We start from the raw sequence: 13,416 nt of genomic DNA on the forward strand, positions 1-13,416 counted from the left end.
GGGGCTAAAACCGACGAAATATAAGAGTGTGACCGTTTTGGGGTAAAAAAAGATAGGTCAGATATTCTCAACAAGACCCATCAAATGATAATGTTACCTAAATTCTACCAAAGCTGCTTTCAGAATCTACTGACACCTGGACAGTACAAGATGCTCGAAATCTTGATAATGCTCTTGCAGTTTCATAAAACTGTGACGATTGAGAAGCTCTCATCTGTATTTCCCCAACCAATAAAATTTGAAAGTCGGCGACGCAGTATTCAAAGGTTTTTATTGTTGCCCCAGTTATCAATTCAATACCTCTGGTTTCCAGTACTAAAACGATGGGTCAAAAATAACCCAAAATCAGTGAATAAAAAACTGATATTTGCCATTGATAGAACACAGTGGCGCTGTGAAAATGTATTTGTAATCAGCTTAATTGAACAGAAAAGAGCAATACCAGTTTACTGGATATTATTACCAAAAAAAGGATGTAGCAATTTGGGTGAGCAGAAAAGATTAATCCGCCCATTGCTACGGTTATTCAAAGGATATCAAATTCTCGTACTGGGAGATAGAAAATTTCATAGTATAAAACTGGCTCATTGGTTACACAGTAAGGGAATTGACTTTGTGCTACGTCAAAAACAAGGCACGTATATTCGCCAAGGAAATGAATCATATCAACGGTTACAATCTTTGGGATTAAATCCTGGTATCTCGTTCTTCCTGACGGGTATTCAAGCCACTAAACAAAAAGGCTTTGCTCATTTTAATTTAGCTGGGTATTACAAGCGTAAATACCGGGGTAAGCTTGAACCTGCTGGCTGGTTTTTACTAACAAATCTTGAGAGTCTTGCAGATGCCATTAAAGCATTTAAGTTGCGAACTGGCATCGAAGCTATGTTTAAAGATTGTAAAACTGGTGGTTATAATTTGGAATCAACGTATGCAACTGGACAACGATTAATTGCACTAATTTTATTGATTGCAATCGCTTACACAATTGCAGTTTTAGCTGGTCGCAACTCCCGAAAAATGGGACTACAACAATATGTTGGTCGGCTTCAAGAATTAAAGCGTTATGCACGCCGGCATAGTGCTTTTTGGGTTGGATTATATGGGTGTTTATGGGTAGGTGCTATGGAGTTTTGGTCAGATTTGGCGATCGCACTTGTGCGTCTTAAGCCCGGTAAACTACCCTATTTTCAGAGGGGTTTACGTGCTATGACCCTTATTCAATCAGCGCTATAGCCTCTTTGTCACCCCGTCAGCTCTTGACTTCACTTGATAGGCGGTGAAATTAAGACCAGACACCATCATTGATACTCTTGCTCCTTCAGACAGATGAGTTGTAATCCAACCTTTGCTCACCTTTTCTTTGAAACCATCAAAGTCAACCATCCCCCAGCAATCAATTCTGCCGTCTTTGTAGACCTTAATTTCAGTGACAAAATATTGCTCTCCATTCTTGATAAAGGCTTGCAAAAATACGCCAGGAATGGTTACACCATCAACTATGCGATAGATTGTGTTATGGAAGGACATAATAACAACTCATTGTTATACAGTAGCGGATGACTCATTAAGTTATACGTATTTGCACAACTATTTATTATGCAGAATTTTTTATATAACTGCTCTAAATCAGTTTTGTATGACTAGTTAAGGAACTGCCAAGCCTGATTTGAACATGAAATACTTGCGGTGCTTATTGCGAATATTTACTTCTCCTTTAGCAAACAGTATGTACTGTACTCTTCGCTCGATCTCGGTAGGCCCCTGTGAACGCTTACCATCTGTGTAATGTTCAAATCATAAGATTTTGGCAAATCCTGAGTTTAATTTTTACGTGACAGCAAAAACACGCAGTGGAGGCACAACAATACAATAATATTGGCTGTACCCCTACAAACACTGTATTTAACTCATATTGAAAACTATTCTTACGATTCCCATAAAGTCTTAAAATATTGTTAATTTCAGCCAAACCTCTCAACCTTCAACTTACAAGTATCACCCAAAATCACTATGGCTATCGGCTACGTCGCGCTTGTACTCCACGCACATCTACCCTTCGTTCGTCACCCAGAAAGTGACTACGTGCTGGAGGAAGAATGGCTCTATGAAGCCATTACAGAAACATACATCCCCTTATTGAAAGTATTTGAAGGCTTAAAGCGAGACGGTATTGACTTTAAAATCACGATGAGTATGACACCCCCTTTGGTGTCAATGCTTCGCGATCCTTTGCTTCAAGAACGCTACGAAGCACACTTAGCTCAACTAGAAGAACTTATAGCACTAGAAGCAGAACATAATGTCAACAACGGACATCTTCGTTATTTAGCCGAACATTACGCAACTGAATTTAGTGAAGCGCGTCAGCTATGGGAACGCTACGACGGGGACTTGGTGACAGCTTTTAAGAAGTTCCAAGACAGTAACAACCTGGAAATCATCACTTGCGGCGCTACTCACGGCTATTTACCGTTGATGAAAATGTATCCACAAGCAGTGTGGGCGCAAATTCAGGTAGCCTGCGAACATTACGAACAAAGCTTTGGACAAGCACCCAGAGGCATTTGGTTGCCGGAATGCGCCTACTATGAAGGTTTAGACCGGATGCTAGCCGATGCTGGGTTACGCTACTTCCTCACTGATGGGCATGGCATCCTTTACGCCCGTCCCCGGCCGCGCTTTGGCACTTATGCCCCAATTTATACAGAAACTGGTGTTGCTGTCTTTGGTCGAGATCATGAATCTTCCCAACAGGTATGGTCTTCTGAAGTGGGTTATCCTGGGGCGGCGGAATATCGGGAATTTTACAAAGATTTGGGCTGGGAAGCAGAATATGAGTATATCAAGCCCTACATTATGCCCAATGGTCAACGAAAAAATACGGGCATTAAGTATCACAAAATTACGGGGCGGGGCTTAGGTCTTTCAGATAAGGCGCTCTACGATCCTTATTGGGCTAGGGAAAAGGCAGCAGAACACGCTGCTAATTTTATGTATAATCGAGAGCGGCAATCTGAGCATCTCTATGGTATAATGCAGCGACCGCCAATTATCGTTTCGCCTTATGACGCAGAGTTATTTGGACATTGGTGGTATGAAGGCCCTTGGTTCATCGATTACCTATTCCGCAAGTCATGGTATGACCAAAAAACATATCAAATGACCCATTTAGCAGACTATTTGCGGGAGCAGCCGACGCAGCAAGTTTGTCGTCCTTCGCAGTCTAGTTGGGGTTTCAAGGGTTTCCACGAGTATTGGTTGAATGAGACGAACGCTTGGGTTTATCCGCATTTGCACAAAGCTGCTGAACGGATGATTGAAATCTCGCAACTGGAACCAGAAGATGAGTTGGGGTGGAAAGCATTGAACCAAGCAGCGCGGGAATTGTTATTAGCACAATCTTCCGACTGGGCATTTATTATGCGGACGGGAACAATGGTACCCTATGCAGTCAGACGGACGCGATCGCACCTGATGCGGTTTAATAAGCTCTATGAAGACGTTAAAATCGGCAAAGTTGACAGTGGTTGGTTGGAAAAAGTCGAGTTAATGGATAATATCTTCCCCGAAATCAACTATCGCGTCTACCGTCCGCTATAGTCTCACACAAAGTAATCAACAGCAGTAGGGTGGGCTATGCTCACCCTATATTAGTAGTCAGGAGCGTTTACTTCGGCAAAGCTCAGTACAAGTATTTTACCAACAACAGAACAAGCCTTAGCCTGTGTAAGGGTTTGTCAAATGCTGTCAAATCTTTATAATTTTATTAACACTGCCGGATTTAGCTAAAGGCTATCTGGATCGATATTTAATTCTCGGAGTTTAGCAGCTAATCTTTGCGCTTTTTGCTCTGTTTGCTGTCGAGCCTCTTCTGCGGCTTGTCGTGCAGCTGCTTCCTCTTCATGAGTTAGGAGTGTTTCACCCGTAGCTGGATTGTGAAAACGCAGTTTTCCTGCTTCTAGGCGTAACTCTAGCCCCAAAACTTCACTGGGTAGAGACACTGTACCATCTGGCAAAATATTGGTTGCCACTGGGAAATAATTTCCATCAACCAACTGTAAACCCTGAAGTTGGGGATTGAGATAATCGCCTGTGGGGTCATATTGGAAATATTCGCGTACTCCCAGAAAGGCATAAATTCCTTTCTTTGCACCTTGATCTTTACTGCGGGTGGTTTTTGAGGTAATCTCTAGAACAAAATCTGGGGTTTGATTATTTTCTTCCCAGGTTTTGTAAGAGCGTCTGTCACGGTTTTCCACTCCAAACACCACAAATACATCTGGTGCGACAACTGATTCTGGATAACCTTTTTCGTAGTAAATAAATAGATTACCAGCGACGTATACATCTGGGTGATTTTGAAAATAAATCTGTAGCGCATTTATTGCATAAGCCAAGTAACTGAACTGGATATCACCTTCAGCCATTGGCTTACCATCCTCATCTGGGTACTCAATCGGCGTAACGGGGATATACTCTACTGAGGCTGTCATGGTCAGATACCTCAATTCAACTAGGGCTAGATTCAATACTATCGCTCAAAATGCGATCGCCATGACTGGGAGGTTGTGAAATCACCAAAAATTCCAGATTGCATAGGCGTAGCCCGTCCTAGACATCGCTGCTTAGTCCGAGTTGCTGTCGTTCGGCATCCATAAAACGCTACCAGTGCCATCCACCCAGGTTCTAAGGAATCAACCGATCTGCGCGTAGTTGCTCGAACAGGTCAAAAAACGACTCGTCCGTTTTCTGGTATATGGAGAAGCCGAGTTTGCGGCTCTTCGACATATCGGTCATAACCTCAATCGGACGCCCAAGATCGAGATCGGTGTGCCATGCAGACGATAGACGGCTCAGATCCGGCTCGGTGAGGTTATGCTGCTTTGCGATCTCGCGCCAGACAGCATCTTCATTCGCCATTTCAGCTTCGAGCGGGTGGGTTGTGCCGTCGAAGCCGATGGGATCGATGCCGAACCAGTCAGCCAGCCGCCCCCACAACCATATCCAGCGGAAGATGTCGCCATTGACAACGTTAAACGCCTCGTTGTGGGCCGCTTCGGTCTTCGCCGCCCAGACTAGGTGCTTCGCCAGCACCCGCGCGTCGGTCATGTCGGAGATGCCCTTCCACTGCGCTTCAGAACCTGGCCAGCGGAACGGGCGCCCGGTTTCCTTGCAGATCGCGGCATACACGGCTAGCGTCGTGCCCAGGTTCATCAAATTGCCGACCGCCTTTCCAATGACAGTGTGAGGGCGATGAATGCTCCAGGTGAAACCGTCACGGGCTGCTGCGGCATAGACCTCATCTTCCTGAGCATAATAGAAATTTTCGATGTCGAGTCGGGGCTGCTCCTCGCGCAATGGAGTTTCTGGCAGCGATCCGCCTCTGGCGTATGCATCGAATGGCCCGAGATAATGCTTGAGGCCGGTGACGAGGGCGACGTGCTGCACTGAGTCCTTCGGTGACAGAACATCCAGCAGATTGCGAACCATCGTGCCGTTGACCCTGACATTCTCGGTCTCGGTCGCATTACGCATCCACGTCGTGATAAAGATGTGCGTCGGGGCAATGTCTGACAGCGCAGTTTTCAGGCTAGCTAGATTGAGCAGATCGGCAGCAACAGGGCGTAACCCTTCCACCCCTTTTTTAAGATTTCGGGCCAACCCATAGGTCGTCCATCCATTCGCGATTAGTTCTCTCGCAAGATTGCTGCCGATGATGCCGCTTGCGCCCACAACTAAGGCTGTCCCATCCATGTCGTGTCTCCAGTAGGGAAATTTTCTATAGCAATCCTAAGCCCCAAATTTCCAGGCTTCGTGTAACTAACGTTAAAAAAGACAGGCAAGATGCCTGTCCTACAAGTAGTAATTTAGCAAAGAATTTAGAAATTCATTTCAGCAGCTTGAACTTTCTCAACCTGCTTCTTCTTCAGCACAAGCATAACTTGAGCCAACATTACAAGAGCGATGAACGCAATCATCCATTTGACTCTGGAAGCGTCTTGCAGTACGATTTCTCCATCTGTTTGACCGAATCCACCGACGTTCGGGTTGCTGGTCAAAGCATCACCAGTCTTAACTGCTTGCCCTTCGGAAACAAGCAGGTCTGGCCCTAAAGGAATCGTATCAACGACAACATCACCTGATTCAGGTTGGATGTTGACTAAATATTTAACGTTACCGTCTCCATCTTCCTCTTTAGCAATCTTGGTAATTGTGCCAGTAGCGGAAGCGTTGTAAACAGCGTTATTGCTCTTTTCGCCAGTGGGATAAACTTGTCCGCGTCCCCGATTACCACCTACGTGAACTGAATATTTACCGAAGTGGATGTTTTTGTCGGTTGCGGGGTTGGGAGAAAGAACTGGGAAGACGATTTCCTGATACTGTTCGCCAGGTAAAGGGCCGACGATGACGACGTTATCTTTGTCTTCGCTGTAGGGTTGGTAGAATGTGTCGCCAACTTCTTCTTTAAGTTCTTCAGAAAGACGGTCTTCAGGAGCAATCTTAAAGCCTTCGGGTAGCATCAGTACTGCACCGACGTTCAAGCCAACCTTGGAACCATCAGCACCAACTTGCTGGGCAGTGAGATCGTAAGGGATTTTCACCACAGCTTTGAATACAGTGTCAGGTAGCACCGATTGGGGAACTTCCACTTCTGTAACCTTGGCGGCTAGGTGACAGTTGGCACAAACAATTCGCCCTGTTGGTTCGCGGGGGGTTTCGGGATAGGTTTGCTGTGCCCAAAAGGGATAGGCGGCAGCTGATTGAGGAAGTGCTAAATCGCTGGTGAAGTAAAATGTCACAGTAGCGATCGCTATGAGCAATGTTTTTACAATCGCTCTAGCACTGCGAGTTAATCTCGCTGTTAGGAAAACATTTCTCATCTCTATAAGGGCGACAATTGAATTAGTCATTAGTCATTGGTCATTAGTCATTAGTCATTAAGCCCTGAACAAAGGACAAATGACTAAGGACAAAATTATTAACCCCACCAAGGTGCATCACCTGTGCGGAAGTCGGTTTCAGTCCAAGGGGTTAAGACGATTTTGTCGTCGTTGACGTTGGTATGGGCTAAAGCTAGAGACAGAGGTGCTGGGCCCCGAACAACTTTACCAGTTTCGTCATACTGAGAACCATGACAAGGACACTTGAATTTGTTCTCAGCAACGTTCCAGGGGACGACACAACCTAAGTGGGTGCAGATGGCGTTAATGCCATAATCTTTGATCGCCTCTTTGCTGTCTACCACAATATAGGTAGGATCTCCTTTTAGTCCTTGGACTAGGTTGCGATCGCCTGCATTCCGGTTTTCTAGAAATTTAGTGACGCTAACATCGTTACCTAGCTCATCTTTTGCTGTTACACCGCCACCTGCGCCACCTGCTGCTGGTGGAATAAAGTACTTGACAACGGGATACAATGCACCCAGAGCTACTCCAGTGACAGTCCCAAAAGTGAGCAGATTCATGAACTGACGACGCCCCATATCGGGCACGTCTGCTGATTCAGAAAATTGAGCCATAATCTACGCGCTCTTTGTGTATTTTGTTAAGCATTTTGACAAAAGTACTAATACTTGAGCAACTCTTGTCTAAGTCGAAATGCTAGCGCTCACAACGATGCCATAATTCTTTGTTCCAAGATATAAACAGCATCTTTTCTGTTAGCATTACATTTCTTTATATCCTTATCATACTGGAGTCACGGAACTTAACATCATAACTAAATGTAAAATCTGATTGAGAAAAGACTATGACAGGACAGGAATTACGTCAGATATTGCTTGATAAGTGGGGATATTCTTATGATGTCCAGTTCCGGCGGGCACAGGGAAAGATATTTTTGCAAGTAATGTGGAAATATCTAGAGCAAGCTTCTTTTCCCTTGAGTGAGGCGGAGTACCAAGAACATCTCGATAGCATTGCCAATTATCTTCATGCCTTGGGTGGGTCAACACAGGTACAAACTTTTATTGCCCAAACACGCGATCGCCCCCGACTTGGCAAGGCTGTCAGCATTCCTCTAGATTTGGGCGAACGTTCTTCAGAATGGATATTGTGACCAATTATTTCATTAACTTTAATCAATTTCTGAGTAATTGCAGTATTTTTGAATAAAAAATACTATAACGTCCTGTATAATCCTTTTCCCTATTGGTAAGGTAAGAAAAAATACACCTGTTCAAGGAAAAAGCTAATGGCTTTTATCTCAACATTTGAAATTCTTCTTAAACCTCAACTTCCAAAGGAACTTACAGATACAAAACCTGAAGTTAGCGCACTAGCGAGAAATATTCTCCAAGGCTATTTCCTGACGATCGCAAGTCCCATAGCCCTCATATCTTGTTAAACTGCTTGATAGCTAGAGCAGTCAAACATACGTTGGATTTTTATTTTTTGGAAGTCTCTAATGCTTTTAAATCATCTAAGGTACAGAGCAAACGAGGCTTTTCAGGGTCAGTCAAATCTAGCTGCTCCCAAGATATTGTATAGCCACTGTGGATCTTATGTGCCCCAAGGAAGTGTAAGATTCTCAACCCAATTGCCCAAGCCGATAGTCTTTCTAAGATAGCAGTGGTTCCAATCAGATATTCCTGAATAACCCATTCTTCACCTTGCTGTTGGGCATGTACTTCTTCAATGCGTCCGGCGGGTTTGCCAGTTGAATCCAATACTTGTTTCCCCAGTAGTAATTCCAGATGAATTTCACTTGCCATGTTCTGCTCCTGGAATTCGGCCAATAATGTGTTCCTGAAGCCATTTTTCATAAGCTAATGCTGGAGTTTTGTCAGCTTCAATCTCGACTTCGACATCAATACCAACATTTTGTACTTTTGACCACGGAATTCTCAAGGGTTCACTTTGTTTAGCACCCCAGCTACTTTCAATTGCTGCTACCCACCTGCCTAAACGTGGATGAATACGTCGTGCAAGAATTGTCATACCAGTTTCGATATAAGTGAGTCGTGGCGGTTCTCCATCGCGTAACTCGATGACAATGCCATCGACTTTGCCCAGATGGCGGCGATCGCTGTCAACTAATTGGTTATCAAGTACATCTCTAATAATGTTCATTTTCTATCACTTTCAGTTGATTATTAACGGTAACGCTCACCAGCGATTACCCTCCAAGAATTTCTAGTGGAATCGCAACGATCGCTAACACGAATGTCAGCACAATTGTAAAGATCACCACACTATTACTTATCCAACCGTTGCGATACTTGCCAATATATAATTCATCGTTCATCAATACCAAAAATGGCACAATCACAGGCGGCAAAATTACTGCTGTAATCGCCATTGAAAACAAAGTCAATTGCAATGGATCGATTCCGAATACCATTAATAAAGAAGCGAGAAAGACAAACACAGTGTAGACCAAACTAAAGCGTGCGGCATCTTTTGGTTTCAGATTTTCGCCCCAATTCCAACCAAAGGATTGAGCAACAATATAGGCTGTGTCGAGAGTCACTTCCAGTGCTGCACCAAAGCAAGCAATGCCCAAGGATGCTGCAAATAGTACAAAGCCCCAGTAACCAAAAGTTTCTGTCAACATCAACGCTGCTTGTTCGTAGCTATCTACCTCAACGCCTTTGGGTTTGAGTACGAGTGCTGACACAATCAGCACTCCTAGCGATACAATGCTACCAAAGCTCATTCCTAAACCGGCAACTGCGCGATTTACACCGATATACCCTTCATCCCATTTATCTTCTACTGCCCCAGATGAGTAAAAGTAAAATAAATAGGGGCTAATCAAAGCACCCAAAATGCCAACTCCAAGATATAAATAATGAGCAGTATCTTGTTGTGGCAGAGTTGGCAACAAACCATTACCAAGTTGTGTTAGAGATGGATGCAACTTAAAAGTAGCGACAACAAAAACTAGTGTCACCAACCCTAATACGGAAATACCATTTTCAATAATGCCAAAGTTGCCGTACCAAATTAGCAACCAAATTGCAAAGGCAACGGGTAAAGCATACCACTGAAAACTAATACCTGTTAGCAGTTGTAAGGCAATGCAAACACCACCAATTTCAGCTGCTAACACTAGAAAATCAACTATGACTTCGGCAATCAGTGGAATAATATAAAAATTAAACCCAAAACGTTCGCGTACAGCAGCAGCTAAAGTATGCTTGCTAACTGCTGCTAACCGCCCAGACATTTCTACCAAAAAAATCACACAAATTGTACCCAGGATAATCGCCCAGATTAGTTGAAAGCCGAAAATAGATCCAGCCTCTGCTGCTGTAGCGATCGCACCCACATCTAAGAAGCCACCTATACTAGTCACAATCCCCAGCGCGATTTCCAAAACTTTCTTCATGGTTTGTTCTGCTGTGGTAGTTGCGAGTCTAGGGTTCGTCCTTCTAGCGATAAATCCTTAATACTTTGTGCCACTACAGAATAATTTTCTTGTTCAACTGCGGTTGACATTTGCTCTGTGATTTTTGCTAACCGTTTAATATGACCTAAAAGTTCTAACTTGTAAGGCTGGGGAATAGCTGTAGATGATTCTATCTTTGCTATGTTGTCGGTTTCTGTTTGCAACTCTTGCTGTGCTTTGTGCAATGTTTGTTTCGCATAGACTTTTGGCACAGCACCTCGTACCCAAGCATCAGCAACCATTTTACTTGTAGCTGTCCATGACTTTACAGTTCGTAGTTCTTGTGTAAGCCTATCTGTGGCTGCTTCGCTACAAGCGGTTAATAATGTCAACCCTAATAAATAACCTATAAATATCCTTTTCATCAGATGTCTGTCTTCGTAGTCCTCCTTAGAATCTATTCCAGATGTTATTTACCTGTAAGCTTCACCAGTCCCACACCGCCGAAATAAAGCCCTAAAACTGCTCCCGCTAAAAGACTTTGAGTCAAGGGGTCAGTAGAAGGTGTGAGGACGGCTCCTAAAACCACTGCTCCCATAATCACGTAACGCCAACCAGAAACCATTCGTTCTGACGAGACAATATTCAAATTACCGAGCAACAGTTGAATAATCGGAATTTGAAATGCTAAACCAGTGCTGAATAACAGTAGCAGCACAAATTCAAAATATTTATCAATTGACCAAAGTTGTTCGACTACATCTGCTCCGTAGCTAATGAAGAATTTCAAGGCTGCGGGGATAAGAAGTAAATAGGCAAATACTAAACCTGCTCCAAATAGCACACTCGAACCCAAAACCACAGGCCCCAATAAACGGCGTTCGCGGCGAGTCAGTCCTGGAAGCACAAACTGGATAATTTGGTAAAGAATGAAAGGACTAGTAAGTACGATGCCAGTGTAAGCGGCAACTTTCAGGGAGACAAAGAAATATTCTCCAGGTGCAAGTTGGAGAAATTTTACTCCTTGTGCTGGAACCTCAAGTAACTGGACAATCGGCTTAACGGCAAAGAAACAGCCAATAATGCCTACTGCTACGGCAATCAACGAATAGAAAATCCGTTGTCGCAACTCTTCTAGATGGTCGAAAAGGGACATTTCGACTTCACCAGGCAACTCATCAAGAGGGTCGGTGTCTGAATTGCCATATCCTTCTGGGTCGAGGTTAGGAACGTTTACAGTATCTACGTCTTGTGAAGGCGTCACTTCGCTTCGCTCCGAATTGAAAATTCAAAATTCAAAATTAACAATGCCATAAATAAATTTAGGGGATTGTATCTTTTTTTCGGTCATCGACCATTTTGCTGACTCAGCACTCTTCATTATTTTATCTGGGGAATGCAGCTACTAAGATATGTTTTTGGGTGCTGTGGGTTTTTTGTCCTGTTTTTTGGGTTTGCATCTGCATAAGTTAGTAGGAAGACATCTTGTAGGCAATGCCTAACCTAAAATAAAAAAGGGTGGAACCGATAAATTAGAAATCATGTCTCTGCGGTTAGTAGTCTGTCTTATTGGTTTTGATAACTTTGTAGTAAGCACTTGAGTGTTTAGAGAATGAAGGACTAAAGTCCCTACTACGAACTAGCTTACCTATCAATTTCAACTTGACAGACCACTGCGCTGAGTAAATTAGCACAACATCAACATTTAATACTCAGTTTTAAAAATCCGGTTCATCTAGGTGGCATCTATACAGATGGTAATCGGAAATTGTTAGCTGAGGTTGGGTATGAACCGGATAATTTGCATTGCCCTGATGGCATTGCCTGTTTATTTATACAATGTTGGGCTAGGCAATACTTCTAGTAGCGACGTGGCAATTGTTAAAAACAAGTATCCCACAATAGCTGCTCTAATTGCTTACCGTACAAATGCTCAGTTACGCATCTTGCCGTGGCAAATATCGGCTAGAGATGACCAAACCGAAGATTGCCTTCGTGCTGGCACTTGCAAAGATTGATACTAATTCGTAATTCGTAATTCGTAGTTCGTAATTCGTAATTACGGCAGTTCTATCATCAAAGAAAATTAATGGTTGTAGAAAATCAACGTACAGTAGTGGTTACAGGAGCCTCAACAGGAATTGGTCAAGCGTGTGCTTTGCTTTTAGACCAATTGGGCTTTTCTGTTTTTGCTGGAGTGCGTCAAGATGTTGATGCTCAAACACTGAAACAGAAAGGGTCGCAAAGGCTGATTCCGATTTTTTTAGATGTTACTGATGCTGAATCGATCGCAGCTGCGGTTGATACGGTAACAAATGCAGTTGGTGGTGTGGGAATTTTAGGTTTAGTGAATAATGCCGGCATTGCTGTTCCCGGGCCGTTAGAATTATTAGCGATCGCTGAATTTCAACACCAGATGCAGGTTAATGTCACCGGACAATTAGCTGTGACACAAGCATTTCTTGGTCTTCTACGCCAAAGTCGGGGTCGAATTATCAATATGGGTTCTATTGCTGGTAGAAGTCCTACGCCGTTTTTGGGCGCTTATAATGCTTCTAAATTTGCTTTGGAAGCACTCACTGATGTGATGCGGATGGAGTTACGACCTTGGGGAATCTCAGTTTCAATTGTTGAACCTGGTTCTATTGCTACCCCAATTTGGGACAAGTCCCTAAGTCAATCTGAAGTAGCACAGCAGGATTTACCCGAAACGGCACAACATCTCTACGGACAAGCGATGAATATTGTCCGCCAGAAAATGCAGATTATCGCATCTAAGGGAATTTCTGCGGATATTGTGGCTCAAGTTGTTGTCCACGCGCTGACTGCAAAAAAACCCAAGACGCGCTATCTTGTTGGACAAGATGCCAAAATTGGAGCGCTGATCAAGCATATTTTGCCTGACAAGCTACATGACAAGATAATTTTATACTCAATGGGGCTTTAGATTACTGGTTGTCAATACTTCAGAGGTCGTCACTCTGAATGCAAAGGCTGTCATTAACAAAATCATGATTTTCATTACAAAATCATGATTTTCATTCACAAAATCATATTTTCATCAACAAAATTATAGTTTTC

The 13,416-nt window shown here is 43.5% G+C and carries 18 protein-coding genes; 8 read left to right on the forward strand and 10 right to left on the reverse strand.

The window, feature by feature from the left end:
- Positions 1-150: 150 nt before the first annotated feature.
- Complete coding sequence (locus RMY64_RS11635) at positions 151-1,236, forward strand: IS4 family transposase (protein ID WP_322700132.1); 1,086 nt, start codon at positions 151-153, stop codon at positions 1,234-1,236.
- Here RMY64_RS11635 and RMY64_RS11640 read toward each other — a convergent pair.
- Positions 1,231-1,530 carry a hypothetical protein gene (locus RMY64_RS11640; protein ID WP_322673120.1) on the reverse strand — a complete coding sequence of 100 codons (300 nt, stop codon included), beginning with the start codon at positions 1,528-1,530 and terminating at the stop codon, positions 1,231-1,233. The two genes, RMY64_RS11635 and RMY64_RS11640, sit on opposite strands and share 6 nt — an antisense overlap.
- A 483-nt stretch (positions 1,531-2,013) precedes the next feature.
- Here RMY64_RS11640 and RMY64_RS11645 point away from each other — a divergent pair, with 483 nt between their 5' ends.
- Entirely contained in the window at positions 2,014-3,603 is a 1,590-nt protein-coding gene (locus tag RMY64_RS11645) for a glycoside hydrolase family 57 protein (RefSeq protein ID WP_322682738.1), read from the forward strand.
- 93 nt (positions 3,604-3,696) lie between these two features.
- Positions 3,697-3,792, forward strand: coding sequence for a DUF6888 family protein (locus tag RMY64_RS36805; RefSeq protein WP_416212141.1), 96 nt, complete (start codon positions 3,697-3,699; stop codon positions 3,790-3,792).
- Here RMY64_RS36805 and RMY64_RS11650 read toward each other — a convergent pair.
- From RMY64_RS11650 to petC, 5 genes are all read right to left on the reverse strand, one after another.
- Positions 3,789-4,496: a Uma2 family endonuclease gene (locus tag RMY64_RS11650; RefSeq protein WP_322700133.1), complete on the reverse strand. Its 708-nt coding sequence runs from the start codon at positions 4,494-4,496 to the stop codon at positions 3,789-3,791. The genes RMY64_RS36805 and RMY64_RS11650 overlap by 4 nt on opposite strands.
- Positions 4,497-4,534: 38 nt before the next feature.
- Positions 4,535-4,678 carry a hypothetical protein gene (locus tag RMY64_RS11655; protein ID WP_322673123.1) on the reverse strand — a complete coding sequence of 48 codons (144 nt, stop codon included), beginning with the start codon at positions 4,676-4,678 and terminating at the stop codon, positions 4,535-4,537.
- An 11-nt stretch (positions 4,679-4,689) separates the two neighbouring features.
- Positions 4,690-5,757 carry an SDR family oxidoreductase gene (locus RMY64_RS11660; RefSeq protein ID WP_322700134.1) on the reverse strand — a complete coding sequence of 356 codons (1,068 nt, stop codon included), beginning with the start codon at positions 5,755-5,757 and terminating at the stop codon, positions 4,690-4,692.
- Between the two features lie 125 nt (positions 5,758-5,882).
- Complete coding sequence (petA, locus tag RMY64_RS11665; RefSeq protein ID WP_322682754.1) at positions 5,883-6,884, reverse strand: cytochrome f; 1,002 nt, start codon at positions 6,882-6,884, stop codon at positions 5,883-5,885.
- 98 nt (positions 6,885-6,982) lie between these two features.
- Positions 6,983-7,522 (reverse strand): cytochrome b6-f complex iron-sulfur subunit, encoded by a 540-nt coding sequence (gene petC / locus RMY64_RS11670; RefSeq protein WP_292774200.1) that lies wholly within the window; start codon positions 7,520-7,522, stop codon positions 6,983-6,985.
- 230 nt (positions 7,523-7,752) lie between these two features.
- Between petC and RMY64_RS11675 the strand changes: the two genes are divergently transcribed.
- Positions 7,753-8,061, forward strand: a complete 309-nt coding sequence (locus RMY64_RS11675) for a DUF3067 family protein (RefSeq protein WP_179063611.1) — start codon at positions 7,753-7,755, stop codon at positions 8,059-8,061.
- Positions 8,062-8,196: 135 nt separating this feature from the next.
- Positions 8,197-8,349: a hypothetical protein gene (locus tag RMY64_RS11680; protein ID WP_322700135.1), complete on the forward strand. Its 153-nt coding sequence runs from the start codon at positions 8,197-8,199 to the stop codon at positions 8,347-8,349.
- Between the two features lie 40 nt (positions 8,350-8,389).
- Here the strand turns inward: RMY64_RS11680 and RMY64_RS11685 are convergent, their stop codons facing one another.
- Complete coding sequence (locus RMY64_RS11685; RefSeq protein WP_322682743.1) at positions 8,390-8,716, reverse strand: hypothetical protein; 327 nt, start codon at positions 8,714-8,716, stop codon at positions 8,390-8,392.
- Positions 8,717-8,915: 199 nt separating this feature from the next.
- Here RMY64_RS11685 and RMY64_RS36810 point away from each other — a divergent pair, with 199 nt between their 5' ends.
- Positions 8,916-8,987: an MJ0042-type zinc finger domain-containing protein gene (locus tag RMY64_RS36810; protein ID WP_409884254.1), complete on the forward strand. Its 72-nt coding sequence runs from the start codon at positions 8,916-8,918 to the stop codon at positions 8,985-8,987.
- Positions 8,988-9,120: 133 nt separating this feature from the next.
- On the opposite strand, the gene RMY64_RS11695 is transcribed toward RMY64_RS36810, so the two are convergent.
- From RMY64_RS11695 to tatC, 3 genes are read right to left on the reverse strand one after another with little or no spacing between them, the layout of a single operon-like run.
- Positions 9,121-10,335 (reverse strand): Nramp family divalent metal transporter, encoded by a 1,215-nt coding sequence (locus RMY64_RS11695; protein WP_322700137.1) that lies wholly within the window; start codon positions 10,333-10,335, stop codon positions 9,121-9,123.
- Positions 10,332-10,760: a hypothetical protein gene (locus RMY64_RS11700; protein ID WP_322673129.1), complete on the reverse strand. Its 429-nt coding sequence runs from the start codon at positions 10,758-10,760 to the stop codon at positions 10,332-10,334. The genes RMY64_RS11695 and RMY64_RS11700 overlap by 4 nt, the downstream gene beginning before the upstream one ends.
- Before the next feature lie 44 nt (positions 10,761-10,804).
- Positions 10,805-11,599 carry a twin-arginine translocase subunit TatC gene (tatC, locus tag RMY64_RS11705; protein ID WP_322673130.1) on the reverse strand — a complete coding sequence of 265 codons (795 nt, stop codon included), beginning with the start codon at positions 11,597-11,599 and terminating at the stop codon, positions 10,805-10,807.
- A gap of 523 nt (positions 11,600-12,122) precedes the next feature.
- On the opposite strand from tatC, the gene RMY64_RS11710 reads away from it, so the two are divergent.
- Complete coding sequence (locus RMY64_RS11710; RefSeq protein WP_322675223.1) at positions 12,123-12,353, forward strand: hypothetical protein; 231 nt, start codon at positions 12,123-12,125, stop codon at positions 12,351-12,353.
- A 71-nt stretch (positions 12,354-12,424) separates the two neighbouring features.
- Positions 12,425-13,282 carry an SDR family oxidoreductase gene (locus RMY64_RS11715; protein WP_322675224.1) on the forward strand — a complete coding sequence of 286 codons (858 nt, stop codon included), beginning with the start codon at positions 12,425-12,427 and terminating at the stop codon, positions 13,280-13,282.
- Positions 13,283-13,416 lie beyond the last annotated feature (134 nt).

The sequence above is a fragment of the Nostoc sp. DedQUE08 genome (genome assembly GCF_034530895.1).
Classification (GTDB): Bacteria; Cyanobacteriota; Cyanobacteriia; order Cyanobacteriales; family Nostocaceae; genus Nostoc.